A 26761-nucleotide genomic window follows, 5' to 3' on the forward strand; every position below is an offset into this window, starting at 1 on the left:
ATGTATCAGGTGGGGGCCAGGGCGGCGTCGAGGTGGTCGGCCAGCTCGGTCAGCGTGGTGAAATGCAAATCGGGCTGCGTCACCGCCTCGGGCACCGGCGAAGCCCCGAACCCGTCCGCACCGCTGCGCCGTTCAATCCATGTGGTGAGATAGCCCAGCCGTTTCGCCACGCCGATATCGTGATACTGGCTCTGCGCCACATGCATCGTGCTGGCCAGCGTCACCCCGTGAATGCTCTGCCGTCCGCGGCAATAGGCGAACACCTGGGGGTCGGGCTTGTTCACGCCGACATCCTCGCAGGTCACGGTATCGTCAAACGGATTGTCGAGCGTCGAGGCCATGTGAGAGAGAGCCCTGTTGTCGGCATTGGTCAGAGCCACCAGCCGGAATCGCGAGCGCAGCCGCCGCAGCGCCTCGACCGAATCGGGAAAGGCCGGCCAGCCGGGGATCGAGGCGCGGAAGGCTTCGCCACGCCCCGGCGGCAGTCCCATCTCGGGTGCCATGCGGTCGTAGATCGGGCTCAGCATCTGGGTAAACGGCGTTTCCGGCGTCAGATCCTGCTGCACCGCCTCGGCCCGGCCAAAGGCGGCGAGGATTTCCTCGCGGTCCCGGTCGCAGCCCCGCGCCCTGAAAAACTCGACGATGCCGGCCTCGAAGTCGATGAGCGTGCCCACCACGTCGAAGGTCAGGCAGTTGATGCGGGACAGATCCATGAGCGGCTACCTCGTATACATCTGTTTCTTGTGTTCGCGGGTGCGGCGCGTGGCCTCGGCCGAACCGTCGTGGAACGTTCCGAACCATTTGTCGAAGGGGATTTCCGAGGTGCCGTAGTTGCACTCGAAATAGCGGTGGTGGAGCTGGTGAAAGAAATCGCCGGCCCGCGCCATTTCGGTATCCTTGGCGATCACCTTCTCGAACCCGGAATGGGAAAAGACCGGGCTGATCTGCTGGAAATAGGCATGGAACAGCAGGTGCAGCGGGTGCGACGGCACCACCAGATGCACGAAATAGGTGGTGAAGTAGAGTAGGTTTTCATACCAGTGGTTCGAGATCCCCGACCACGGGCCGGTATTGACGTTGCGATGATGCACCGCGTGGACCCGTTTGTAGAGTATGGGTGAATGCTCCAGCCGGTGCACCCAGTAGAAATGCAGCCCCGACCACATCGGGATCAGCGCCATCCAGAGCGCGAACCACGCGGGATGCGCGGCAAAGGTGATGACCGGCGCCCAGCCGTTCGCCATCGCCCAGAAGATCAGAACCTGATAAGCGGTGCAGACGGTCATCGCGCTGCCCAGCGTCCACCAGATGTTGTCCAGCACCTGGTTGTCGAAGGTGAAGGTGCCGTTCTTGCGGGTCAGGTCGCGCTTGTCGAACTTCTTGCGCATCCCCTGACTCTTGCGGATGTAAAGCCACCAGTGCAGCCCGCCCGCGACCAGTGTCTGCGGGATCACGTTCAACAGCCAGATGCGCAGGATCCAGCCCGGACGCAGCGTGGCCATCTGCTCCAGCGGCGGCAGGGCCACGGCATAGGCGGCCACGGCAATCGTCAGACATACGGTCAGTGCGGTGAGCGGCAGCCACGCGCCGCGATACCAATCCCACACCGCGCGCGGGCACAGCGGCCATGAAAACAACGGATTCAGCCTGACCGGCTCGGGCGGGCGATAGTTCCACCGCTCGGCCTCGCCGTCATTCCGATAGGCAATCAGGACATCGTCTGTCGCATTCATCGCCAATCTCCCTGATTAGAGACTGTTTTTACCTCTATTCAGCGTAGTTCGACCCTTCCTGGTCGAGGATCAGCTTCAGTTCGGCGAAGTGCCGTTCGGCCTGTCCGGGGTAGGTCTCGATCTCGCGCGCGGTCTTTTCCGCGATCTCGTCGGGCAGCACCCGCAGCGGCCGGCCGGTCTGCAGCGCGCGGATATAGGTCTCGGCGGCGCGTTCGAAGTAATAGAGCCGGTTGAACGTCTCGGCGACCGTTTCTCCCGTGACCATGACGCCGTGATTGCCCATGATCAGGGTCTTCTTCTTCGGATCGCTCAGCAGGCGGGCGCAGCGTTCGCCTTCTTCCTCGAAGGCCAGCCCGCCGAACTGGTCGTCGATCACATAGCGGTCGAAAAAGGTCGCGGTGTTCTGGTCGATCGGCGGCAGATTGGAATCGGCGAGGCTGGCCAGCACGGTGGCGTGGATCGAATGGACATGCATCGCGCACCGGACATGCGGGCAACGCCGGTGCAGAGACCCGTGCAGGCCCCAAGCGGTCGGATCCGGCGCGTTCGGCCCCTCAAGAGCGCTGGGATCGTTCGCGTCCAGCAGCAGCAGATCCGAGGCGCGGATGCGGCTGAAATGCACCTGGTTGGGATTCATCAGGAACTGCGTGCCGGCGTCGTTCACGGCAAGGCTGAAATGGTTGGCGACCGCCTCGTGCAGGTTCAGCCGGGCCGTCCAGCGGAACGCGGCGGCCAGATCCACCCGGTCCTGCCAGTGGTCCATGTTGGGGCGTAGAGTCGTCACAGTCATCGCGCGTCCTTTCGTTTCCGCGAGCCTGCCCGGCGCGCGGTTGCTTGACCAACGAAAAAAACGAAGGTTATCCATTAGCAAAACTGATAGGTCGATTATGCAACCGCAGAATCCGCTTCCGCCGCTGGGCTGGCTGCGCACCTTCGAGGCTGCGGCCCGGCACCTGTCCTTTACCGGCGCGGCGCGCGATCTGAACATGACGCAAAGCGCGGTCAGCCAGCAGATCAAGTCGCTGGAATCCTATCTCGGCCGGCCGCTGTTCCACCGCCGCCCGCGCGCGCTGGAACTGACCGAGGCCGGGATCACCTATCTGCCGGTGGTGCGCGAGGCGTTCCGCACGCTGATCCGTGGCACGCGGGCGGTGACCGGAGACACGGCCGGCGCGGTGCGGGTGCAGTCGAACCTGACCTTCGCCGTGCACTGGCTGGCGCCGCGCCTGCCCCGGTTTCGGGCCGCGCACCCAGAGGTGCTGCTCAACGTCTCGACCGAGCTGTGGGAGCCGCGCGAAATGGCCGAAGGGACCGATGTCGAGATCCGCTTTTCCCTGCGCCCGTCCGACACGGTCCGGGCCGAACTGTTGCGGACCGATCACTTCTACCCCGTCTGCGCGCCGGGCTATCCGGTGACGATGGAAACGCTGGCCGACCAGCCGCTGCATGACTGTTCGAACCTGCTGGCGAACTGGGCGGCATGGGCCGAGGATCAGGGTCTGAACTGGCCGAATCCGCCCGTCACCTATGCCACGACCTATACCGTCACCCTGGCCATCGCCGAAGCCGGAGGCGGTCTTGCACTGGCCCATGACACGATCGCGCGGCGGTTGATCGAACAGGGCCGGCTGGTCGCGCCCTTCGCCCACCGCGCACCGATGCCCGAGGCCTATTACCTGATCCTGTCGCCGCAGGCGGAACGCGCGCCGGCCTGCATGGCCTTTGCGGACTGGCTGAGGTCCGAGGTCAGGGCCGAGGCGGAAGAGCGCGCGCCGCGTTGACGTGGGGTCGGGGCGGCGGGCTGTTGCGTGGTTGCGCAAGCGCCGCATAATGCCATCGACCGTTCGGCCGGGAGGAGGCCCGATGACCCACGTTCTTGTCGCCGCGCTCTTCGTCGCGGGGCCGGTTCTTGTGCTGGTGCTGACCCGGCATGTGCCCGTCGCCCGCGCGCTTGGGCCGATCGTGCTGTGCTATGCGGCGGGGCTTGTCGCGGGGCTGTCGGGGCTGTTGCCCGGACAGGCCGACGCTGCGCGCGTCTCGGTCATGGAGGCGAGCCTCGCGCTGGCGCTGCCACTGTTGCTGTTCTCGGTGGATGTGCGCGCGTGGCGGCGGGTGGCCGGGCGGGCGATGTTGTCGATGCTGCTGGCGGTCGTGGCGGTGGTGTTCGTGGGCACGGTGCTGTTCTGGCTGTTCGCCGCGCGCGGCGTTGACCGGCCCGAGCAGCTGACCGCGATGGCGGTGGGCATGTATACTGGCGGCATTGCCAACATGGGCGCGATCAAGCTGGCGCTGGGCATCCCCGACGCGCGATACCTGCTGTTCGCCACGGTGGATACGGTGGTCGGAGCGGGATACCTGCTGTTCGTGCTGACCGCCGCGCCCAGGCTCTTCGCCCGGTTCCTGCCGCCCTTTCCCGGTGGCCGCACTGACGAAGCCGAGGACGAGGTGACCGAAACCCATGCGCAGCTGTTCGGCCGCGCGATGCTGGGACAGGGGGCGGTGGCGCTGGTGGCGGCGGCTGTGTGTGTCGGGCTCGCCGTCGGTCTGGCGCCGATGGTGCAGATCGGCAGCCCGCAGGTGATGGTGATCGTTCTGCTGACCACCTTCGGCCTGCTGGCATCGCTGGTGCCGGCACTGCGCCGCAACCGGGCCGCGCCGCGGCTGGGCATGTATCTGATCTATGTCTTTTCGCTGGCGGTGGCGGCCTCGATGGATCTGACCGCGCTGCGCGGCATGGAGCCGACCATCCTGGTCTTCGTGGCGGTCGCGACCTTCGGCAGCCTGTTGCTGCACGGGGTTCTGAGCCGGATCGCGGGAATCGACGTGGACACCTTCCTGATCACCTCGGTCGCGGCGATCATGTCGCCGGCCTTTGTCCCGATGGTGGCGCGCAGCCTGCGCAACCCCGCGATCCTGATGTCGGGCATGGCGACGGGGATCCTCGGCTTTGCGATCGGCAATTATCTGGGCATCAGCGTCGCCCTGTTCCTGACCTCCGGAGGATGAGATGACCCACAAGAGCCTGCCGCCCCGCGGACGCGATGCCGATGACGTGCTGGCGGACCTCAAGGCCTTTGCCGAAAGCGACCCGGACTACCGGTCGGGCCGGACCTGGAGCCTGGTCTATCATCTTGACGATGCGCATGACGATTTCGCCGCCGCGGCCTGGCGGCAGTATTCCTCGGCCAACGGGCTGAACCCGGCGGCGTTCCAGAGCCTGAAGCGGATGGAAAGCGAGATCGTCTCGATCATCGCGGGGCTGCTGCACGGACCGGAGGAGACTTGCGGCGTGCTGACGGCGGGCGGCACGGAGAGCTGCCTGCTGGCGGTCAAGACCTACCGGGATCTCGCGCGCAAGACCCGCCGGGTGCGGCGGCCGAACATGGTGATTCCGGCAACCGCGCATGTGGCCTGGTTCAAGGCGGCGGAGTATTTCGACGTCACGCCCCGGCTGCTGCCGATGACCCGTGACTATGCCACCGACATCTCGCGGCTGCGGCGCAAGATCGATCGGAATACGGTGATGGTGCTTGGCTCGGCGCCGGAATACCCGCATGGCACTATCGACCCGATTGCCGAAATGGGTGCGATAGCGGTCGAAAAAGGCATCCCGATGCATGTGGATGCCTGCGTGGGCGGGTTCATCCTGCCCTTCATGGAAATGAACGGCGAGACGCTGCCCGAATGGGACTTTCGCGTGCCGGGGGTCACGTCGATTTCCGCCGATCTGCACAAATACGGCTATGCGGCCAAGGGTGCGTCGGCGATCCTCTATCGCAATCTCGACCTGCTGAAGCACCAGATGTTCGTGTATCAGGACTGGCCCGGCGGGGTGTTCGCCTCGCCCGCGCTGCTGGGCACGCGGCCGGGCGGGGCCTATGCGGCCGCCTGGGCGGTGCTGCAGAAAATCGGGGTGGAGGGTTATCGCGATCTGGCGGCGCGCACGGTGCGGGCGGTGCAGGCCCTGAAGAGGGGAATAGAGCAGATCGAGGGGTTGCGGATTCTCGGGCATCCGCAGGGGCCGCTGTTGTCCTATGGCTCGTCCGATCCTGGGCTGAACATCTATGCGGTGGCCGATCAGCTGGAGGCGCGGGGCTGGGCGGTGAACCGGGTGCAGAACCCCGACGGGATCCATGCGATGGTGACGGCGCGGCATGAAGGGGTGACCGATCAATACCTGCGGGATCTGGCCGAGGCGGTGGAGATCGTGCGCGCCAACCCGGATCTGGCGCGCAAGGGGCACGCGGCGGCTTATGGACTGATGGCGCATGTGCCGCTGCGCGGGATGGTCAGGGAACGGGTGCTGGACACCTTTGCCCAGTTGTATCGCGCCGGCGGCGGCGAACTGACTCTGGATGAGCCAGGTGAGAAGGTGCCGATGCTGGAGCGCTGGATGGCACGCTATGTGGCTTGGAAAGCGCGGCGGGGATAGCGGTTTCGGGTCACTGACGTGACCCGACCGGCCGGGGGGCGCTGCCCCCCGGAGCCCCCCGGGGTATTTGGAACCAGAAAGAAGCCGGGACCGGGTCAGGGTTTTCCGTAGCCCCCGCCGCCGGGGGTTTCGATCACGAAGACATCGCCCGGGGCCATTTCCGTCGTGTTGGTGGCGCCGAGGTCGTCCACGCGCCCGTCGGCGCGTTCCACATAGTTGCGGCCGCACTGGCCGGGCTCTCCGCCCTTCATGCCGTAGGGGGGCACCGTGCGGTGGCCCGAAAGAATCGAAGCGGTCATGGGCTGGCGGAACTCGACCTTGCGCGTGGTGCCGTTGCCGCCGTGCCAGCGCCCGCGACCGCCCGAGCCGGGACGGATCTCGAAAGAGCGCAGCAGGACGGGGAAGCGGAACTCCAGCACCTCGGGGTCGGTCAGGCGCGAGTTGGTCATGTGGGTATGCACGGCGTCGGTGCCGTCAAAACCGTTACCCGCGCCCGAGCCGCCGCAGATGGTTTCGTAATACTGGTAGCGGTCATTGCCGAAGGTGAAGTTGTTCATCGTCCCCTGAGCCGCCCCCATCACCTGCAGCGCGCCATAAAGCGTGTCGGTCACCGCCTGGCTGGTTTCCACGTTCCCGGCGACCACGGCGGCGGGGTAGGTCGGGGCCAGCATGGAGCCTTCGGGGATGATGATGCGGATCGGCTTCAGGCAGCCTTCGTTCATCGGGATGTCGTCATCGACCAGCGTGCGGAAGACGTAGAGCACCGCCGCCCGCACCACCGCCGAGGGCGCGTTGAAGTTCGCAGGCAGCTGCGCCGAGGTGCCGGTAAAATCGACCGTGGCGCTGCGCGCGGCCTTGTCGATGTCGATCTTCACCCGGATCACGCCGCCGCAATCCATCGGGTATTCGAATTCGCCGGGGTGGAGCACGTCCAGCACCCGGCGGACGCTTTCCTCGGCATTGTCCTGGACGTGGCGCATATAGGCGTGCACCACGTCCAGCCCGAAGTGATCGACCATCTTCCACAATTCCTGCGCGCCCTTGGCATTGGCGGCGATCTGGGCCTTGAGGTCGGCAATGTTGTAATCGGGATTGCGCGCGGGATAGCGGCCCGAGGCCAGCAGCTCGCGCAGGGGGCCTTCGAGGAAGACGCCGCGATCCACCACCTGGAAGTCGGTGATCAGCACGCCCTCTTCGTCCAGCGTGGTCGAATCGGGGGGCATCGACCCCGGCGTGCGCCCGCCGATATCGGCCTGGTGCCCGCGCGAGGCGGTATAGAACAGAACCTCGCGGCCCTCGCGGTCAAAGACCGGCGTCACAACGGTCACATCCGGTAGGTGCGTGCCGCCGCGATAAGGGTCGTTCAGCGCGAACACGTCGCCGGGTTGCATGGTGGCGCGGCGGTCGCCGATGATGGTGCGCACGCTTTCGCTCATCGAGCCCAGATGCACCGGCATGTGCGGCGCGTTGGCAACGAGGTTGCCGTCCGCGTCGAACACCGCGCAGGAGAAGTCGAGCCGTTCCTTGATGTTCACCGAATAGGAGGTGTTTTCGAGCGTCGCCCCCATCTGCTCGGCAATCGACATGAAGAGATTGTTGAAGATCTCTAGCATCATCGGATCGGCCTGCGTGCCGATGGCAACGCGCGCAGGCCGCGGGGTCACGCGGGTCAGGACGAGGTGGTCGCGTGACGTGACCTGCGCCTCCCAGCCGGGATCGACCACGGTGGTGCCCACCGGTTCGACGATCACCGCGGGCCCCGTCACCCGGTCGCCGGGGCGCATCGCCGCGCGGTCGATGAAGGGCGTGTCCTGCGCGGCCCCTTCGAACCAGACCCTGTGGGTGGCAATCGCGGGCACCTCGCGCGGCTCGGACAGGGGGTGTTCGGGTTCCTCGATGCGGGTCATCTTGCCCACGACTTCGACCGACAGCGCCTCGATCACCAGCTCGCGCCCCTCGACGATGAAGCCGAACCGGGTCTTGTGCGCGTCGAGAAAGCCTTGCGCGATCGCGTCCGCATCGCCGCGCGGCACCTGCAGCGCGGTGTCGGTGCCGGCATAGCGCACATGCAGGCTGTGGCGCGCCTCCATGTCGGCGCGGTCGATGTCCTGGTCTTCCAGCTCGGCCATCGCGGCCTCGGTCAGGGCGTCGAAACGGGCGGCCAGATCCGCCACGGTGGCCTCGGTCAGCGGACGTTCCACCGCCTCGTCGCGCAGCGCGCGCACATCCGCCAGCCCCATGCCATAGGCGGACAGAACGCCTGCCAGCGGGTGGATGAACACCCGGTCCATCGACAGCGCATCGGCCACCTGGGCCGCATGCTGCCCGCCCGCGCCGCCAAAGCAGTTGAGCGTGTATTCGGTCACGTCATAGCCGCGCTGCACGGAGATCTTCTTGATCGCGTTGGCCATGTTCTCGACCGCGATCTTGAGGAAGGCCTGGGCGAGTTCTTCGGGCGTCATCTCCTTGCCCGTCGCGCGCGAGACCTCGGCGGCAAGTGCCGTGAACTTCTCCACCACCACGTCCCGGTCCATCGGCTGGTCGGCGTTTGGGCCGAAGACGTGAGGGAAGTGTTCGGGGTGGATCTTGCCCAGCATCACGTTGCAGTCCGTCACCGCCAGCGGCCCGCCGCGCCGGTAACAGGCGGGGCCGGGATTGGCACCGGCGCTGTCGGGGCCCACGCGGAACCGCGCGCCGTCGAAATGCAGGATCGACCCGCCGCCCGCCGCGACCGTGTGGATCGACATCATCGGCGCGCGCATCCGCACGCCCGCGACCTCGGTTTCAAAGGCGCGTTCATATTCGCCGGCGAAATGGCTGACATCGGTGGACGTCCCGCCCATGTCGAAACCGATGAGCTTGTCGAACCCCGCCATCTGCGCGGTGCCGACCATGCCGACCACGCCGCCCGCAGGCCCCGACAGGATCGCGTCCTTGCCCTGAAAACGGTGCGCATCGGTCAGCCCGCCCGAGGACTGCATGAACATCAGCCGCGTGCCGCGCAGCTCTTCCTCGACCTGATCGACATAACGGCGCAGGATCGGCGAAAGATAGGCATCGACCACCGTGGTATCGCCCCGGCTCACCAGCTTCATCAGCGGCGCGACCTCGTGGCTGGCCGACACTTGCGTGAACCCGATTTCACGGGCGATGCGGGCGGCCTCGGCCTCGTGCGCGGGATGGGCCCAGGCGTGCATGAACACGATCGCGACCGAACGGATGCCATCGTCGAAGGCCGCCTGCATCGCGGCGCGGGTGGCAGCGGCGTCAAAGGCCTCGCGCTCCTCGCCCTCGGCCGTGAAGCGGCCGGGCACTTCCTCGACCCGTTCATAGAGCATCTCGGGCAGCTTGATGTTCAGGTCAAAGAGCCGGGGCCGCGCCTGATAGGCGATGCGCAGCGCGTCGCGGAAGCCCTTGTTGACGACCAGCAGCGTGCGGTCGCCCTTGCGTTCCAAGAGCGCGTTGGTGGCCACCGTGGTGCCCATCTTGACCGCCTCGATCCGATCCGTGGGAATCGGCTCGCCCTTTTCCACGCCCATCAGGTCGCGGATGCCCTGCACGGCGGCATCCCTGTATTGCTCGGGGTTCTCGCTCAGCAGCTTGGCGGTGACGATCCGCCCGTCCGGCCGGCGGCCCACGATGTCGGTAAAGGTGCCGCCCCGATCGATCCAGAATTGCCACTTGGCGTCGGTCTGAGCGGTCATGGCGGTTTCCTCCGGCTGTCCTGTCGGTTCGATCGGCGCGAAGCTGACACAGGTTGGCGATCCAGTCCAATCGGCAATTTTTGGGTTTTGCGATAAGGGAAATCTATTCCCGACCCGCCTCCGCCATACGCACGGCCAGCCCGGCGAGGTGCTCCAGAAGCGGGCGGAACGGGGTGGCGGGATAGGCGGCGGAATAGGCGAAGTCCGACGGCCGCCAGGCACAGTCCAGCTCGCGCAGCAGGCCCAGGCGCAGTTCCTCTTCCACCGTGACGCGGGGCAGCACCGCGATGCCCATCCCGTCCACCGCCAGCCGCCGTATCGCCGACAGCGAGGCCGAGGCCGAGATCCGCGCCGGCGCCCCGTCCACCCGCCGCAGCCGGTCGCGCAGTTCGGCATAGACGCGGGTGTTGCGGGAAAAGGTCAGGATGCGATGGCGGGCAAGCTCCTCGACCGTCGCCGGCGTTTCGATCGCCAGCGCGGGGCTGGCCAGCCAGACCAGCGGATAGCTGGCCAGCGGCAGGGCCGCCACCTCGGGCGCGGGCACCGGGCCGAGCAGCAACGCCAGATCCAGACGCTGCGCCAGCAAATCGGCCTGCAACTGTGGGCTCACATCCACGGTCAAGTCCACGTCGAGACCGGGATAGCGGTCATGCACCTGACGCAGAAAGGCGGGCAGCCAGGTGTGGACGATGGTCTCCGACACGCCCAGCCGCAACACGCCTTCGGTTTCCCCCGCGCTGCCGGCCTGCGCGCGCATCCGGTCGGTCATGTAGATGATTTTCTCCGCATAGGGCACCATCGACTGGCCCAGCGCGGTCAGCGTCACCATGCGCGGGCCGCGCTCGAACAGCTTGCCGCCCAGAGTCTCTTCAAGCGCGGCAATGCGCGAGGAAATCGCCGGCTGGGTGGTATTGAGCCGCTCGGCCACCTTGCGAAAGCTGCCCAGAGTCGCGACCCACAGAAAGGTTTCCAGTTGCACCAGTTTCATGGCCGCCACGCTAGAGCAGATCGGAAATCATTTGAACCGGCCGGTGCGGAAACCGGCGGTCCGCCCGTTTCGTTGGTTCAGAACTTGAGCGCCACCCCCACGGTTCACGCCATTGACGGGATCGAGGCGGCGAGCGGCTGGTCTCGGATCGAACCGCGTCTGCCTCAAGACGCCGAGGGCTGGCCCGGTTATCCGGCGCTGACGCTGATGCACGGGCTGCAGGACGTGCGCCTGGAGGCAAGGTTCGGCAGATCCAGCCCGAATCCTTCCCTTCGCGTCGGATCCTGTCAAAAACCCGCCCGAGCCGGCGGATCCGCCCGTCATAGGGCACCCCCTGCCCGTTCGAAGACAACCGAAAATATCCCGCGCGCGGTCAGAAATTCGGAATACGGCGCCTTTCGCCGAGGCCCCCCGGGAAAATCGAAATCACGGCTCGCCCCGGCCTCCAGCGGCATCACGGTCGGCCAACGGACGACTTGGCACCCACGCATAGCCCTCGGGGCAAAGGATATAAGTCTCACGCAGCCCGTGCGGCTTGTCCCCGGGCCGCTGCAGGAGCGTCGCGCCGAACGCCTCGGCTTGCGCGGCGGCGGCGTCGGGATCGCTGTCGTAGAGCCGGATCTCCACCCCCGCCCCGCGCGGCGGCGCCTCCGGCAACAGCCCCAGCAGCGGGTTGGAATGATAGGTCGCGTCGGCGTGCAGCTGAAAGACCTGATCGCCATAGCGCGCAATTGCGAAATCGGCCGAAACCTGATGGCAGACCATACCGAAAACAGTCTCTAAAAAGGCGCATTCTGCCGGAACATCGCGCACCAGAAGATTGAGCCCAATCCCCCTGAGGGACCGCCCCAACGCATCGGCGGTGACCGTGTCGTAATCCATGCCGCCAGCGTGGCCCGAATCGCTCCCCGGCACAAGAAAATCGGTAATGGCGCCACCACCGACGGTCGGCGTGCAGGAAAACCGCTTGCGCCCACCGCTGCTTGCCCCACTATCTGTGGCATGACTGAAACCACGACCTTCCCAAGCTGGCCCGACGTCGCCCCCCGCCTGATCGCCGTTGCCGCCGGTCGCGAACCCGCCGACATGGTGATCCGCGGCGGCATCTGGGTCAACGTGCACACCCGCGAAACCCTTCCCGACCATGACATCGCCATCGCGGCCGGCCGCGTCGCCTGCGTGGTGCCCGATGCCGGCTATTGCACCGGGCCTGAAACGCAGGTGATCGAGGCGAACGGGCGCTACATGATCCCCGGCCTGTGCGACGCGCATATGCACATCGAATCCGGCATGCTGACGCCCGCCGAGTTCGCCCGCGCCATCATCCCGCACGGCACCACCACGATCTTTACCGACCCGCACGAGATCGCAAACGTGCTGGGGCTGGATGGCGTGCGATACATGCACGACGAAGCCCTGATGCAGCCGATCAACATCTTCACCCAGATGCCCAGCTGCGCGCCCAGCGCGCCGGGGCTGGAAACCACGGGCCACGAGATCACGCCCGAGGACGTGGCCGAGGCGATGACCTGGCCCGGCATCATCGGCCTGGGCGAGATGATGAACTTTCCCGGCGTGGCGGCGGCCGACCCCAAGATGCTGGCCGAGATCGCCGCGACCCAACGCGCCGGCAAGACGGTCGGCGGACACTACGCCTCGCCCGATCTGGGGCCTGATTTCGCGGCCTATGTCGCGGGCGGACCGGCGGACGATCACGAAGGCACCTGCGAAGCCGACGCCATCGCCCGCGCCCGTCTGGGGATGCGGTCGATGATGCGGCTGGGCAGCGCGTGGTATGACGTGGAAAGCCAGATCACCGCCGTGACAGAAAAGCGGCTGGACCCGCGCAACTTCATCCTCTGCACTGACGATTGCCACTCGGGCACGTTGGTGCATGACGGGCACATGAACCGGGTGGTGCGGCATGCCATCGCCTGCGGCTGCGATCCGCTGGTGGCGTTGCAGATGGCGACCGTGAACACCGCCACACATTTCGGGCTGGAGCGTGAACTGGGCTCGATCACACCGGGCCGGCGGGCGGATGTGATTCTGACATCGGATCTGCGCGACCTGCCGATCGAACTGGTGATCGCGCGGGGGCGGATCGTGGCGGAATCAGGCTCTATCAAGGTCGATTGCCCGCATTTCGACTGGCCCGGCAGCGCGCGGAATACCGTGCATCTGGGCCATGCGCTGACCGCGAAGGACTTCGAGATCGCCGCGCCTGAAGGCGCCAACACGGTTCGCGCCAACGTGATCGGCGTGGTGGAAAACCAGGCCCCGACCAAGGCGCTTCAGGCGGATCTGCCGGTGCGCGACGGGTTGGTTGAAGGCGACGGCGAGGTTTGCCAGATCGCCGTGGTGGAGCGGCATCGCGGCACCGGCCGGGTCAGCAACGGCTTCGTCTCGGGCTTCGGCTATACGGGCCGCATGGCGATGGTCTCGACCGTGGCCCATGACAGCCACCACATGATCGTGGTCGGCACCGACCGCGCGCAGATGGCGCTGGCCGCGAACCGGCTGGCCGAGGTAGGCGGCGGCATCACCATCTTCCGCGAGGGCGAGGAACTGGCGCTGGTGGAACTGCCGATCGCGGGTCTGATGTCCGACGCCCCCGCCGAAACCGTCGCCGCCAAGACCGAACGGATGGTGCAGGCGATGCGCGATTGCGGGTGTTCGCTCAACAACGCCTACATGCAGCATTCGCTGCTGGCCCTGGTCGTGATCCCCGAGCTTCGGATTTCCGACAAGGGGTTGATCGACGTGCGAACCTTCAAGGAAATTCCCTTGTTAGAGCCTGTTTCATGACCCTGATCGACCTGCCGGATGCGCCCCCGGCCGAAGCCTTCACCGACCCCGCCGCCGCGGTCGCGCGGCTCACCGAGCTTTACGAAACCGCGACCCGCCACCTGTGCGCGGGCTTCACGCGGGCGATGCGCGACGGCGCACCGCAGGGCCGGATCCGCGCCTTCTATCCCGAAATCCGGTTCAGCACCTCGACCTTTGCGCAGGTGGACAGCCGGCTGAGCTTTGGCCATGTCTCGGCACCGGGCACCTACGCCACCACCGTCACCCGGCCGGATCTGTTCGCGGATTACCTGGCCGACCAGATCGGTCTGTTGATCCACAATCACGGCCAGCCGGTCACGATCGGGCCCTCGGAAACCCCGATCCCGCTGCATTTCGCGGTCGCCGCGCAACCCGATCTGGTGGTGCCGCAGGACGGTTCCGCCGGGTTCACCCTGCGCGACGTGTTCGACGTGCCGGACCTGTCCACCATGGATGACGACATCGTCAACGGCACCCACCAGAGGGAGAACGGCTGCGGCCCGCTGGCGCTCTTCACCGCGCAGCGCATCGACTATTCGCTGGCCCGGCTGGCGCATTACACCGCGACCGACCCGGCCCATTTCCAAAACTTCGTGCTGTTCACCAACTACCAGTTCTATGTGGACGAGTTCGAGGCATACGCCCGCGCCGCGCTGGCCGATCCCGACAGCGGCTATACCGAATTCGTCGGCCCCGGCAACGCGGTGCTGACCGATCCGGGCGGGGAATGTCCGCAACCGTCGAAGCTGCCGCAGATGCCCACCTATCACCTGAAACGGCCGGATCGGTCGGGCATCACCCTGGTGAACATCGGCGTCGGCCCCTCCAATGCCAAGACCGCGACCGACCATATCGCCGTTCTGCGCCCCCATGCCTGGCTGATGGTCGGCCATTGTGCGGGTCTGCGCAACACGCAGGCGTTGGGCGATTTCGTGTTGGCGCACGCCTATCTGCGCGAGGATCACGTTCTGGACGACGACCTGCCAGTCTGGGTGCCGATCCCGGCGCTGGCCGAGGTGCAGATCGCGCTGGAACAGGCGGTGGCCGAGATTTCCAAACTGGAAGGCTATGACCTGAAACGCATCATGCGCACCGGCACCGTGGCCACCATCGACAACCGCAACTGGGAGCTGCGCGACCAGTCCGGCCCGGTGTTCCGCCTGTCGCAATCCCGCGCCATCGCGCTGGACATGGAAAGCGCGACCATCGCCGCCAACGGCTATCGGTTCCGGGTGCCCTATGGCACGCTTCTGTGCGTCTCGGACAAGCCGCTGCATGGCGAGCTCAAGCTGCCGGGCATGGCGTCGGATTTCTATACGACGCAGGTTGCCCGCCACCTGCGGATCGGCATAAGAGCGATGGAATTGCTGCGCACGATGCCGCTGGAACGCCTGCACAGCCGGAAATTGCGGTCCTTCGACGAACCCGCCTTCCTTTGAGGGGCGAAAAACAGCGGAAAATATGCGTTTTCGGCCCTTTTCGGCCCACTATTTGTTGTGTTAGGCCACAAGATGCCGTTAAATTCGTGCCGCGAGGCCCAAAGGTTCGGGCAGAAGATTGGAGACACATAAGATGGCAAAACCGATGACCAAGACCCAGCTCGTCGCCGCTCTGGCCGAAGAAATGGGCACCGACAAGAAATCCGCCGCGGCCGCGCTGGACGCGATCGCCAACATCATCACCCGCGAAGTTTCCGCCGGCGGCGCCGTCACCATTCCCGGCGTGGGCAAGATCTACTGCCGCGAACGCCCCGAGCGCATGGTGCGCAACCCCGCCACCGGCGAGCAGTTCAAGAAAGACGCCGACCGCGTGGTCAAGATGACCATTGCCAAGGCGCTGAAGGACAGCGTGAACGGCTGATCCTGATACGGCAGGAAACCTGCGAGCGGGCCGCCCCGGCAACGGAGGCGGCCTTTTTCTTGGTCGCGCCCTTGGCAAGCCTGCGCGGATCGGGGATACCCCCCGCGACCCCCCGCGACCCCCCGCGACAAAGGATTCTCGCGCCCCATGTCCGAGATCACCAAACTGGCCATAGGCAGCCTGATCGTCGGCGTGGTGGTGCTGGGGATCAAGTATGTCGCCTATCTGATGACCGGGTCGGTCGCGCTGCTGTCGGATGCGCTGGAAAGCATCGTCAACGTCGCCACGGCCATCGCCGCGCTGATCGCGGTGGAATATGCCAGCCGTCCGGCGGATGCGAACCACCCCTATGGCCACCACAAGGCCGAATTCTTCTCGGCCGTGCTCGAAGGCGTGCTGATCGTGATCGCGGCAATCCTGATCGCGCGGGAGGCATGGGACGCGATCGCCCATCCGCGATCGCTGGATGCACCGCTGGCAGGGCTTGCGGTGAATGTCGGCGCGAATGTCATCAACGCCGTGTGGTGCTGGATCCTGATCACGCGCGGGCGGCGGCTGCGGTCGCCGGCGCTGGTGGCCGATGGCAAACACCTGCTGTCGGATGTGGTGTCGTCGGTCGGGGTGACGGGCGGCGTTCTGGTGGCGATCCTGACCGGCTGGCCGCTGCTCGATCCGATCATGGCGCTGCTGATCGCGGTCAACATCCTGTGGGCCGGCTGGAAGGTGGTGCGCCATTCGCTCAGCAGCCTGATGGACGAGGCCCTGCCCGAACAGACGCTGGAAACAATCCGCCGGGTGATCGCGGAAAACGCCTCGGGCGCGGTGCAGGCCCATGACCTGCGCACGCGACACGCCGGGCAGGTGGTGTTCATCGACTTTCACCTGATCGTTCCGGGCGAGATGTCGGTGACGGACTCGCACGTCCTGTGCGACCGGGTGGAACACGCCCTGCGCGAGGCGATCCCCGGCAGCCAGATCACCATCCATGTCGAACCCGAGCACAAGGCCAAACCGCACGCGATCGAGATCGACTGACCGGGGTTGATCCCCGCGCCCGATTGCGAAAAGCTGCCCCCGGTCCCGGCCCGGCAGGAGAAGGCAACATGGACATTCGCGCCGTCGCAATGGGGCTGGCCTTTGCCTTGATGTGGTCTTCGGCCTTCACCTCGGCGCGGATCATCGTGGCCGATGCCTCGCCGCTGTTTTCCCTGGCGCTACGATTTCTGGTGTCGGGCCTTCTGGGCGTCGTCATCGCCCGCGCCATGGGGCAAAGCTGGCACCTGTCGCGCGCCCAGTGGCGGGCCACGATCCTGTTCGGGATCTGCCAGAATGCGCTCTATCTGGGGCTCAACTTCACCGCCATGCAGACGGTGCAGGCCTCGCTGGCCGCGATCATCGCCTCGACCATGCCGCTGCTGGTGGCGCTGGCCAGCCGCGTGGTGCTGGGCGACCGGCTGCGGCCGCTGGCCGCGCTGGGTCTGATGGCCGGATTCGCCGGCGTGGCGATCATCATGGGATCGCGCATCGGCGCGGGGGTTGACCTGTATGGCCTGTCTCTGTGCGTGATCGGCGTGATCGCGCTGACCTTTGCCACGATGGCGGTCAGCGGCGCGACCTCGGGCGGCAACTTCATGATGGTCGTCGGGCTGCAGATGCTGGTGGGCGCGGCCATCCTGTTCGTTGCCGCCCCGCTGACCGAGACGATCCGGGTCAACCTGACATGGCCGCTGGTCGCGGCCTTCACCTATACGACGCTGGTGCCGGGCCTGACCGCAACATATGTCTGGGTGCGGCTTCTGGACCGGATCGGGCCGACGCGGGCGGCGACCTTTCACTTTCTCAACCCGGTTTTCGGCGTGGCCATCGCTGCCGCCCTGCTGGGTGAGACGCTGAGCCTGGCCGACGCGGTGGGGGTTCTGGTCGTCACCGCCGGGATCCTTGCCGTTCAGATCGCCCGCCGTCCGGCGATGCCCGCGCGCGCCCGCAGTTGAGTTTGCCCCGCAAAGGGCCTATCTGGGCGCAAAGCCGCCGCGCCGGCCACAGCAAGGGATATTCCAAGTGGCGAACCACCTGTATCAGAACGACCTGCCCGACGGGCTGGACCTTGGCCCCGTCGTCGCCATCGACTGCGAAACCATGGGACTCAACCCGCATCGCGACCGGCTGTGCGTGATCCAGATGTCGGGGGGCGACGGAGACGCGCATATCGTGCAGATCGAGAAGGGCCAGACCGAGGCACCCAATATCTGCGCCATGCTGGAGAACCCCGAGGTGCTGAAGCTGTTCCATTTCGGGCGCTTCGACATTGCCGCGCTCTATCACGCCTTCGGCGCGCTGGCCGCGCCGGTCTATTGCACCAAGATCGCCAGCCGCTTGGTGCGCACCTATACCGACCGGCACGGGCTGAAGAACCTGTGCCAGGAACTGCTGGGCATCGACATCTCCAAACAGCAGCAGATGAGCGACTGGGGCGCCGAGGAACTGACCGAAGCGCAGCTGGATTATGCCGCGTCTGACGTTCTGTATTTGCACCGGCTGAAAGAGGCGCTGGATGCCCGCCTTGCCCGCGAAGGGCGGGTCGAGCTGGCACAGGCCTGTTTCGACTTTCTGCCCACCCGGGCGCGGCTGGATCTGGAAGGCTGGCCCGAGATCGACATCTTCGCCCATTCATGACGCAGGGTTTCGCGGATATCGGCCGGCGCGTGATCGGCATCGAGGCGGCGGCGCTGGACAAGCTGGCGGACAGCCTGAACGGCGACTTCGACCGAGCGGTGGAGCTTCTGCTGAACGCGCGCGGCCGGGTGATCGTCAGCGGCATGGGCAAGTCCGGCCATATCGGGCGCAAGATCGCGGCGACGCTGGCTTCGACCGGCACGCCGGCGCAGTTCGTCCACCCCGCCGAGGCCAGCCACGGCGATCTGGGCATGGTGGCGCGCGGCGACGTGGCGCTGGTTCTGTCGAATTCCGGCGAGACGCCGGAACTGGCGGACATCGTGGCGCATACCCGCCGCTTCGGCATCCCGCTGATCGGGGTTGCGGGGCGGGCGGATTCGACGCTTTTGCGGCAATCCGACGTGGCGCTGGTGTTGCCGCCGGCCGAAGAGGCCTGCGGCAACGGGATCGTGCCCACCACATCGACCACGATGACGCTCGCACTGGGGGACGCGCTGGCGATCGCGCTGATGGAACATCGTCAATTCACGCCCGAGAATTTCCGCGAATTCCACCCCGGCGGCAAGCTGGGCGCGCGGCTGGCCAAGGTGCGCGATTTGATGCATGACGGCGACGCGTTGCCGTTGGTGGCGCCCGGAACGCCGATGCCGGACGCCCTGATCGAGATGACCCGCAAGGGCTTTGGCGTGGTCGGCATCGCCGAACCGGGCGGGCCGCTCGACGGCATCATCACCGACGGCGACCTGCGGCGCCACATGGAGGGGCTTCTGGACATGACCGCCGCCGACGTGATGACCGCCGACCCCACGACGATCGGCCCCGACGCGCTGGCCGAACAGGCGGTTGCGGTGATGAACCGCCGCAAGATCACCTGCCTGTTCGTCACCCCCGAAGACGGCCCGCGCCGGCCGCTCGGCCTGCTGCACATCCACGACTGCCTGCGGGCGGGACTGGGCTGACGGCGGGGGCGCGGGTGGATTTCTATTCCCGCATGGTGGCCTTTCTGAAGGTGCTGCTGCCGCTGGCGGCGCTGGGAATCCTGTCCACGCTGTTCCTGCTGTCGCGCAGCATCGACCCGACCGCGAACATCCCCTTTTCGGAAAAGGACGTGACCGAACGGATCCGGGGCCAGCAGGTGACGAAACCGTTCTTTTCCGGCACCACCGCCAAGGGCGACGACATCATCGTTCAGGCCCGTGTCGCCCGGCCCGGCGGCCCCGGCAAGCCGGCCGAGGCCGAGGACGTGACCGCGCGGATGATCTCCCCCGACGGGGTGCGGATCGACGTGCGGTCGGACGTTCTGTCGGTGGATTTCGACCGGGAGGCCGCGACCTTCGCGGGCAATGTCAGAATTCGCAGTTCAGCGGGAATGGAGGTGATCACCGACCGGCTGGAGGCCGAAACCGATCGCGTTGCCGGCAGAACGCCGGGCGAGGTGCGCGCGACGGGTCCGATGGGTGATCTGACGGCGGGCCGGATGGCGTTCGAGGAACTGCGCGAAGGCGGGCCGATTCACATGGTTTTCAAGGGCGGGGTCAAGCTGGTATACGATCCCGCAGAACAGAAAGAGTAACCCGTGGCACCATTACGCGCCTTCATCATGAGCCTGTCCCTGCTGCTTGGCGCGGTGCCCGCGCGGGCCGAAGGCACGTCGGTGCCCTTCGGGTCGTTCAAGGCCGATCCGACCCTGCCGGTCGAGGTCGTGTCCGAAAGCCTCGACGTGAACCAGGCGGACGGGTCTGCCGAGTTCATCGGCAAGGTCGTCGTCACCCAGGGGCAGATGCGTCTGTCGGCCGACCGCGTTCTGGTGATCTACGATCAGGAGGCCAAAGGGATCGAACGGCTCGAGGCCGAGGGCAACGTCCTGCTGGTCAACGGCCCCGAAGCCGCGGCCGAGGCCGACAGGGCGGATTATACGATCGACAGCGGCATCGTGATCCTGACCGGCAACGTCCTGCTGACCCAGGGGCCAAGCACGCTGGCCTCGAACCGGGCCACTGTGAACCTCGTGTCCGGCACAGCCAGCATGGAAGGTCGGGTGAAGACCATACTCAGGACGGAACAGAACTGATGGCGCGGCCCCGACTGAAAGTGACCGAAGGGACGTCGGGTCTGCGGATCGAAAAGCTGCGCAAATCGTATCGCCGCCGCACGGTGATTCGCGACGTCACCATGAAGCTGGATCGGGGCGAGGTTGTCGCGCTTCTGGGGCCGAACGGATCGGGCAAGACCACGACATTCTACGCGGTCGCCGGGCTGGTCTTTCCCGAAGCCGGCACCGTCACCATCGACGGCCAGAACGCGACCACGCTTCCGATGTATCGCCGCGCGCGGCTCGGGATCGGGTATCTGCCGCAGGAAATTTCAATCTTTCGCGGCCTGAGCGTCGAGGACAACATCGCCGCCGTCCTGGACATCACCCAGAGCGACCGGCACAAGCGGCGCGAGCGGCTCGAGGAGTTGCTGTCGGAATTCTCCATCGAACATCTGCGCCGCGCGCCTGCGCTGGCCCTGTCGGGCGGTGAAAGGCGGCGGGTCGAGATTGCCCGGTGTCTGGCGGCGGAACCGAAATATCTGCTGCTGGACGAACCCTTTGCGGGGGTGGATCCGATTTCGGTCGGGGACATCCGGCATTTGGTCGCCGATCTGCGCAACCGCGGCATCGGGGTTCTCATCACCGACCACAACGTCCGCGAAACGCTGGAAATCGTCGATCGCGCCTATATCCTGCATGACGGTCAGGTTCTGATGTCCGGCACGCCCGAAGAGGTCGTGGAAAACGAAAACGTCCGGCGCGTCTATCTGGGCGAGAATTTCAGGATTTCCTGACCGGATCCGCGCGGCCGGCGCGGCGGGCGAAAAACTTGACCGGATTCATTGACTCTGACCGCCGTCCGGTTCTGAATGAACACATGGCACCAGAGCGGCTTGCATCGAAACATTGCCTGGCCTTCGAGGAAGGCGCCGACAAAGTGCAATCGCCTGCATTGCCATTCCCCGTCACCCGAATATAAGACCCGCCCATGCTCGGGCCTCGTTGTCGGGTGAGAATCGCGAAGGAGACAAGATGCGCTATAAAATCAGCGGAAGGCAGATCGATATCGGCAACGCGCTGCAGACCCATGTGCAGACCGAACTGAACGCAGTCGTCGAGAAATACGCCGAGCGGCCGACCGATGCCAATGTCGTGTTTTCCCGTTCTGCGCATGAATATGTGTGCGAGGCGACGGTTCACCTCTCCACCGGCCTGAACTCGACGGCCAAGGCCAGCGCGCCCGAGATCTACGCCGCGTTCGATGCCTGCTGCGCCAAGATGGAAAAACAGTTGCGCCGCTACAAGCGCCGGCTGAAGGACCATCACCGCGAGCGGACCGAACCGGTCGATTTCCTCGGGGCGTCGTCCTATGTGCTGGCCAGCGAGGACGAAAACGAAGGGGCCGAGACCGGATCGACACAGCCGATCATCATCGCCGAGATGGAAACGAAGATCCCGTCCCTGAGCGTAGGCGAGGCGGTCATGCAGATGGAACTGGCCGGCGCGCCGGTTCTGGTGTTCCGCAACGAGGCCAAGGATCAGCTCAACGTGGTCTATCGCCGCGAAGACGGCAATATCGGCTGGATCGAACCGCAGTTCTGATACGAATTCCTGCGCCCCCCCGGCGGGGGGCGCCAGACCGGAGCGAGCAGAAAATGCAGCTTTCAAGCATCCTCAAACCCGAGGCCATCAAGGTCGTGACCGCGGTTTCCAGCAAGAAACGGCTGTTTCAGGAGATCGCCGACCTTGCCCAGACGGCCTATGGCCTGAATTCGGAAGCGACGCTCGATGCGCTGCTCGAGCGGGAAAGCCTTGGTCCCACGGGTGTCGGCCACGGCGTGGCCCTGCCCCATGCGCGTCTTCCCGGGCTGGACCGCGTTGTCGGCGCCTTCGTATTGCTGGAGAAGGCGCTCGATTTCGGGGCGATCGACCGTCAGCCGGTGGACATCGCCTTTGCGCTGTTCGCGCCCGAAGAAGCGGGGGTCGAGCACCTCAAGGCGCTGGCCCTGGTATCGCGGACCCTGCGCGAGCCGTCGTTCTGCTCCAAGCTGCGGTCGAACCCGGATGCCACCAAGCTGTATGCGCTCTTGACCGAGTCGCACCCGGTTCAGGCGGCTTGAAGCCGCGGGTCTTGCCGTTCAGGTAGGATTTCAGGCCTGTTTGAACGGTTTCAGCCGGTCGCATCGGATTGGCTGCGCCAATCCGACCGAGGCGAGGGGGCGCTGCCCCCTCGCGCTCCCCCGGAGTATTTCCCGGCAAGATGAAGACATGCTCGCAGTCGGGATGGGACCGGGATCGGGGCGTTATTCCCCATTCCAGGGCCCGAAACCGAACAGAAGATAGTCGCGCTGGTAGACATCGGCCGCGCGCGCTTCGAGCGCGTCATCGTAGATGTCCGACAGGGCATACGGGCCTGCCAGTGCGGTCGGGCCGGGCATTGGCACCCCGTCTCGACCGAGCCTGCGTGCAAGGTCGGGAAGCCATTCGGCGATTTCCTCTTCTCTCAGCACGAGGTCGGGCACGGCAAATTGCGCGAACCCGGTCAGAACGGCGGCCTGGGTGGCCCATTCCGGATCGACGCGTATCGAAGTCTGCCCGGCGAGGTTCTTCGCCACGAAGTCCAGAAACGATTCGAACGCGTTGCGGTGGTCGGCGGGCGTGTAGTCTGATCCGGGCGCCTTGGCCGGGATCGGCAGCTTGTGGCGCCGACGCAATGTTTCGCGGATCTTCCGGTAGCTCCCGGGACCGGTCGAAAGGATACGCGAGCAGAATACCTCGTGCGCCCGGGCGAGCGGGTGGCGCAGAACCGTGAACCGCCGATGGCCGGGATGGTTGCGCATCCATTGGCGGGCCTGCTTTTGCGTCATGCCGGACAGAAGCTCGGCCGGTGCCACGCCATCGAGCACCGCCAGCCAGTCGCGGATCTCGCGGTCGGGGCCACCGCGCACCGGCATGAACATCAGCGGCGTGCTTTTGCAGGCGATGAAACTGGGCACGGCGGGTCCGCGCCGGGGTTCGAAATTCGGCGTCCGCGTCAGGTTGAACCGGTCCAGCCCGCCCAGCGCGGCGATCATCTGGTCGGGGTTTTCGACCTTGGCCGTCACCGGACCCGGATTCTGCGGCTTGAGCTTGTCATCCAGCGCCTTCAGCCGCCCCGGCGCGCCCAGCCATTGGGCAAGGCCATTGATGACCTCGACGTCGCGCAGATCCTCGTAGGCAATGTAAAAGGCGGTCTGTCCGCTGCGTTGCAGGCGGTTGAGCAGCGTCACCTGAAAATCCTGCAGCGCCTCGACATGGGCGGCAAACTCGGCCGGATCAAAGACCGCGCGGGCCTCCTTGCGCCGCTTCACGTCGGTCAGTTTCCACTGGCCGGTGGCCTGCGCGATCTTCCACGACACATAGCTGTCGAGCGGGTTGCGGGTCAGGATGATCTTGGCGCAGCGGGGATCGTCCAGCGCGATGTCCAGAACGCGCGGATCGTGGTCATGAAAGAACCGAAAGCCGCCCAGCACGCCGGGTTCGTCCCGGATCGCCGCGATCAGCCGCGCCGGGTCGGCCTCGCGTTCGTCCTGGGTGATGCCCAGCAGCGAATCCTTATTCGGATAGCCGATGAAATGCGGGTTGAACGCCTCGCCATGACAGGCCACGCCGTCGATCGCGTTCAGGTTCGCCTCGAGAAAATTGGACCCCGTCCGCATCTCGGCAAACATGATGAAATAGTCGAACCTGTCGCTCATGAGGGCTTACCGGACCAGATAGGGTTTTCGTTTGGGCCGCGACCGGTCGGCGCGGCTGTTTTCAACCGGGAAATCGCCCATCAGATAGGGGTGCATTCCCTGGTTCTTGAGGTTCTGCAGGAACTGGCCGAAACCGCGCAGATCGACCATGCGGGGCGCTTCGGTCAGGCGGGGGTGCCCGGCGGGGGTGATTTCGTCGATGATGGTCTGGATCGGCTCCATCGGGGCTTCGACGAATTCGGCCATGCTCCAGACTCGCACGCGGGCCTTGGTGGACTGCCAGTGCAGGACGTCCAGAAAATCCTTCTCGATCTTCTGCAGGCGCGCGGCCTCTTTCCTGAGATCGGCGAAATTGCGGTTCGACTTGAACAGCGGGATCGCCCAGGCGCCGGTGATGACGGACACCTGCGCATTGGGATCGCGGGCAAAGAATTCGGCGATCTTCTGGTTGTCGCGCGGCCCGAACTGAAAGCACTGGCGTTCGCCGCGGGTGTTCCAGATTAGGTTGGCCAGAAAGGATTCGGGCGCATAGTCGCGGGTGGCCGCGCCGTCGCTGAGCGCGCCGTTGATCATGCGTTCGCCGCCGGCGAATTCCGCCCGTTCCGGCGCGAAAAGGTGCCCGTGAACGCGCGCGCCGGTCGCCCTGGCCAGCCAGGTTTCGAAATCCTCGAATAGTTCGGCAAAGCCGTGAAACACCGAATAGGGGTTCGAGGTCAGGCCGTTTTCCCACCCCCAGTTGGGGAACCGGCTTTGCATGTAGAGCCCCGGCCGCCCCTTGGTGCGCCGGTCCACGGCCCGGGCAAAGATGCGGTCGATCTTGCCGGGGTTCGGTTCGGCCCGGTTGGCCTGACCCGCGTTGTCGGACAAAAACGCCTGATAGAGCCTTTCCGCATGGGGCCAGATCTTGCGCGCGACGAAACAGTCCGACCGGCGCAGCAATTGCAGGTGGTCGTCGTAGAAAATGTGCGGCTTGCCCTGAAAGTCGAACTTTGACAGCGTCAGCGACCGGCTCTCGATATTCTCGGAATAGAGCCGCGCGAGCGTCTGGAAATAGCTTTCGTCGGGGATCCAGACACGCCGGAAGTAGCGGTCATAGAGCGGCCGGTCGGGATCCTGCAGGATCGCCGTCAGGGTGCGGCGGGTCAGGCACCACCACTGGCTGCCCATGTGCGGAACGATCCCGTTGGGAATGCGGCGTTTGATCCGCAGGCGTCTTTGCAATTCGACATACCTGTCGAACAGGTAGCGGTGTTTCTTCCACGAGAACGGAAACCGCAAGGTGAACCGTTCTTCGTCCAGCCCGCCGACGGTCCAGGGCACATCGGCGGTAGTTGCGCTTTCGATGAAGTCGGTGCGGGGGCGTTCGGCTAGATAGGCGATCAGTTCCTCGACCGGACGCAGCGGCAGGCATGAGCCCGACGCAAGATAGACGTGCCGCACCTGCGGATACAGGCCCAGCAGCAGTTCGCAGGCCGACTGGGTGGCCGCGACGATGCCCCAGGTGCCCCATTCGCAGCGGTGGCGGCGGCTGAAATGGATCATCAGGTCGTCGGAAAGCGACTGGACAAAGGCAGCGTGGGTCTTGCGCGGCACCTTGGCATCCACGTGGATCACCACCGGGCAGCCCGCCGCGGTCCAGTGTCGCGCGACCTGTTCGGCCCGGTGCAGCGCGGTATGCACCAGCATCACGATGCCGACCGACATGAAGGTGTCGTCGCGCGCGCTCATGCCCAGTTCCCCTTGGACATGAGACCCAGAATCTCGAGCTGGCGCCAGTTGATGTATTTTTCGGACCACTTGCACCAGAGGTCGGGGTTTTCCTCCAGCTTTTCGGCATAGGCGCGGTATTCGACGGACGCGGCATAGTGCTGCTTGCGCTCGAGCTCTTCCTTGGCCTTCGCGGGAAAGGTGTTGAGGAACTTGGCGTGCAGCAGCAAGCCGCTGGCCTTTTCCCCGCCCCATTCGTCATAGACGAGGTTCAGCCCGCGCGGCAGCAGCATGTGGGTGGAGCTGACATAGACATAGTTGCGGTGCCACTTGACCAGCGGGATCTTGTTCAGCGCGGGCGCCTTTTCGGGCTGGTCGGGAAAGAACACCCGCGCCCGCGGTCCGCCCTGGATCCAGAGATTGCCGAACCTCTTGTTCCGCCGGATCGTGTAATTGCCGCTGTCGAACCAGCAGGCGATCTCGATCGGGTCCTGTCCGGGTTCATAGCCCTGCTCGTTCAGCCGTCCCTTGGGATACATGTCCAGCAGCATCGCCGGGAACGACCGGATCGACGATGCGTCCAGCCAGTCCGTCAGCGCCCGCAGCGGGCGCGTGTCGCAGAACGGGTAGATCAGGAATTCGTCGGGATCCACGGTCAGGCACCAGTGCCCATGCCCGTATTTCCGCGCCAGCCAGTTCAGCCAGTCCACGCCGAAACGCGACCGCTTGTAGCTGGCGCCGGTGTGCCAGACCGAAACGTCGGGCTGCTTGGCCAGATAGTCCAGCGACCCGTCGTCGCTGTCATTGTCCACGAACAGGAAATGGTTGATGCCGAGGCTGCGATAATAGCGCAGGAAATAGGGCAGACGGACCCGTTCGTTGCGCTGCGTGCACAACAGCAGCAGGTCGTCGGTGCGAATCTGGGCGGTCCGGTCGGCGATGCGCTTCAACTCGCGGCGTTTGCGGAACGCGCGAACCAGCCAGCGCTTGCGCTGAAGCCTGAGGCGATAGGACTGCCAGGCGCCCAAGTTCTGCTCCTCTGCCCCCGTTCCCAACCTGCCAC

24 protein-coding genes are annotated in these 26761 nt (G+C 65.7%); 15 read left to right on the plus strand and 9 right to left on the minus strand.

The window, feature by feature from the left end:
- Nucleotides 1-5: 5 nt before the first annotated feature.
- The 3 genes from C4S70_RS08910 to C4S70_RS08920 are packed head-to-tail and all read right to left on the minus strand — an operon-like array spanning nt 6 to nt 2523.
- Nucleotides 6-713 (minus strand): HAD-IA family hydrolase, encoded by a 708-nt coding sequence (locus C4S70_RS08910; protein WP_104007769.1) that lies wholly within the window; start codon nt 711-713, stop codon nt 6-8.
- A gap of 6 nt (nt 714-719) precedes the next feature.
- A complete protein-coding gene (locus C4S70_RS08915; RefSeq protein WP_104007770.1) occupies nt 720-1733 on the minus strand; it encodes a sterol desaturase family protein in 1014 nt (337 codons plus the stop codon).
- Nucleotides 1734-1767: 34 nt separating this feature from the next.
- Nucleotides 1768-2523 (minus strand): class II aldolase and adducin N-terminal domain-containing protein, encoded by a 756-nt coding sequence (locus C4S70_RS08920; RefSeq protein ID WP_104007892.1) that lies wholly within the window; start codon nt 2521-2523, stop codon nt 1768-1770.
- 97 nt (nt 2524-2620) lie between these two features.
- Between C4S70_RS08920 and C4S70_RS08925 the strand changes: the two genes are divergently transcribed.
- From C4S70_RS08925 to C4S70_RS08935, 3 genes are all read left to right on the plus strand, one after another.
- Nucleotides 2621-3514: a LysR substrate-binding domain-containing protein gene (locus tag C4S70_RS08925; RefSeq protein ID WP_104007771.1), complete on the plus strand. Its 894-nt coding sequence runs from the start codon at nt 2621-2623 to the stop codon at nt 3512-3514.
- A gap of 82 nt (nt 3515-3596) precedes the next feature.
- Nucleotides 3597-4739 carry a DUF819 family protein gene (locus tag C4S70_RS08930; protein ID WP_160114860.1) on the plus strand — a complete coding sequence of 381 codons (1143 nt, stop codon included), beginning with the start codon at nt 3597-3599 and terminating at the stop codon, nt 4737-4739.
- A 1-nt stretch (nt 4740) separates the two neighbouring features.
- Nucleotides 4741-6165, plus strand: coding sequence for a pyridoxal phosphate-dependent decarboxylase family protein (locus C4S70_RS08935; RefSeq protein ID WP_104007773.1), 1425 nt, complete (start codon nt 4741-4743; stop codon nt 6163-6165).
- Between the two features lie 95 nt (nt 6166-6260).
- Here C4S70_RS08935 and C4S70_RS08940 read toward each other — a convergent pair whose 3' ends face one another.
- The 3 genes from C4S70_RS08940 to C4S70_RS08950 all read right to left on the minus strand — a co-directional run bounded on the left by C4S70_RS08940 (nt 6261) and on the right by C4S70_RS08950 (nt 11739).
- The gene (locus C4S70_RS08940; protein WP_104007774.1) at nt 6261-9869 is read right to left on the minus strand and encodes a hydantoinase B/oxoprolinase family protein; all 3609 of its coding nucleotides are present in this window, start codon (nt 9867-9869) and stop codon (nt 6261-6263) included.
- Nucleotides 9870-9972: 103 nt separating this feature from the next.
- A complete protein-coding gene (locus C4S70_RS08945; RefSeq protein ID WP_104007775.1) occupies nt 9973-10857 on the minus strand; it encodes a LysR family transcriptional regulator in 885 nt (294 codons plus the stop codon).
- Nucleotides 10858-11283: 426 nt separating this feature from the next.
- Nucleotides 11284-11739: a VOC family protein gene (locus C4S70_RS08950; RefSeq protein WP_104007776.1), complete on the minus strand. Its 456-nt coding sequence runs from the start codon at nt 11737-11739 to the stop codon at nt 11284-11286.
- A 120-nt stretch (nt 11740-11859) separates the two neighbouring features.
- Here C4S70_RS08950 and ade point away from each other — a divergent pair, with 120 nt between their 5' ends.
- From ade to C4S70_RS09010, 12 genes are all read left to right on the plus strand, one after another.
- Nucleotides 11860-13665 (plus strand): adenine deaminase, encoded by a 1806-nt coding sequence (gene ade, locus C4S70_RS08955; RefSeq protein WP_104007777.1) that lies wholly within the window; start codon nt 11860-11862, stop codon nt 13663-13665.
- The gene (locus C4S70_RS08960; protein ID WP_104007778.1) at nt 13662-15125 is read left to right on the plus strand and encodes an AMP nucleosidase; all 1464 of its coding nucleotides are present in this window, start codon (nt 13662-13664) and stop codon (nt 15123-15125) included. The genes ade and C4S70_RS08960 overlap by 4 nt, the downstream gene beginning before the upstream one ends.
- Before the next feature lie 133 nt (nt 15126-15258).
- Nucleotides 15259-15546: an HU family DNA-binding protein gene (locus C4S70_RS08965; protein ID WP_104007779.1), complete on the plus strand. Its 288-nt coding sequence runs from the start codon at nt 15259-15261 to the stop codon at nt 15544-15546.
- 147 nt (nt 15547-15693) lie between these two features.
- Nucleotides 15694-16581 (plus strand): cation diffusion facilitator family transporter, encoded by an 888-nt coding sequence (locus tag C4S70_RS08970; RefSeq protein WP_104007780.1) that lies wholly within the window; start codon nt 15694-15696, stop codon nt 16579-16581.
- A 68-nt stretch (nt 16582-16649) separates the two neighbouring features.
- Entirely contained in the window at nt 16650-17537 is an 888-nt protein-coding gene (locus tag C4S70_RS08975; RefSeq protein WP_104007781.1) for a DMT family transporter, read from the plus strand.
- Nucleotides 17538-17604: 67 nt separating this feature from the next.
- Entirely contained in the window at nt 17605-18219 is a 615-nt protein-coding gene (locus C4S70_RS08980) for a ribonuclease D (RefSeq protein WP_104007782.1), read from the plus strand.
- Nucleotides 18216-19178, plus strand: coding sequence for a KpsF/GutQ family sugar-phosphate isomerase (locus C4S70_RS08985; protein ID WP_104007783.1), 963 nt, complete (start codon nt 18216-18218; stop codon nt 19176-19178). Before C4S70_RS08980 ends, C4S70_RS08985 begins: the two co-directional genes overlap by 4 nt.
- Before the next feature lie 14 nt (nt 19179-19192).
- Entirely contained in the window at nt 19193-19792 is a 600-nt protein-coding gene (locus C4S70_RS08990) for a hypothetical protein (RefSeq protein ID WP_104007784.1), read from the plus strand.
- Nucleotides 19793-19795: 3 nt separating this feature from the next.
- On the plus strand, nt 19796-20290 hold the full coding sequence (lptA, locus tag C4S70_RS08995) for a lipopolysaccharide transport periplasmic protein LptA (RefSeq protein ID WP_380218876.1): 495 nt from the start codon (nt 19796-19798) through the stop codon (nt 20288-20290).
- Nucleotides 20290-21048 carry an LPS export ABC transporter ATP-binding protein gene (lptB, locus tag C4S70_RS09000; RefSeq protein ID WP_104007786.1) on the plus strand — a complete coding sequence of 253 codons (759 nt, stop codon included), beginning with the start codon at nt 20290-20292 and terminating at the stop codon, nt 21046-21048. The genes lptA and lptB overlap by 1 nt, the downstream gene beginning before the upstream one ends.
- A 238-nt stretch (nt 21049-21286) precedes the next feature.
- On the plus strand, nt 21287-21856 hold the full coding sequence (hpf, locus tag C4S70_RS09005; protein WP_104007787.1) for a ribosome hibernation-promoting factor, HPF/YfiA family: 570 nt from the start codon (nt 21287-21289) through the stop codon (nt 21854-21856).
- 53 nt (nt 21857-21909) lie between these two features.
- Nucleotides 21910-22374, plus strand: a complete 465-nt coding sequence (locus C4S70_RS09010; RefSeq protein WP_104007788.1) for a PTS sugar transporter subunit IIA — start codon at nt 21910-21912, stop codon at nt 22372-22374.
- Nucleotides 22375-22557: 183 nt separating this feature from the next.
- On the opposite strand, the gene C4S70_RS09015 is transcribed toward C4S70_RS09010, so the two are convergent.
- Genes C4S70_RS09015 through C4S70_RS09025 form a run of 3 tightly spaced genes read right to left on the minus strand, consistent with a single transcriptional unit; the run spans nt 22558 to nt 26726 of the window.
- A complete protein-coding gene (locus C4S70_RS09015) occupies nt 22558-23991 on the minus strand; it encodes a nodulation protein NodH (protein WP_104007789.1) in 1434 nt (477 codons plus the stop codon).
- A gap of 6 nt (nt 23992-23997) precedes the next feature.
- A complete protein-coding gene (locus C4S70_RS09020; RefSeq protein WP_104007893.1) occupies nt 23998-25695 on the minus strand; it encodes a DUF5927 domain-containing protein in 1698 nt (565 codons plus the stop codon).
- A 20-nt stretch (nt 25696-25715) separates the two neighbouring features.
- Nucleotides 25716-26726, minus strand: coding sequence for a glycosyltransferase family 2 protein (locus C4S70_RS09025; protein ID WP_104007790.1), 1011 nt, complete (start codon nt 26724-26726; stop codon nt 25716-25718).
- Nucleotides 26727-26761 lie beyond the last annotated feature (35 nt).

Source organism: Jhaorihella thermophila (assembly GCF_900108275.1).
Lineage (GTDB): Bacteria > Pseudomonadota > Alphaproteobacteria > Rhodobacterales > Rhodobacteraceae > Jhaorihella > Jhaorihella thermophila.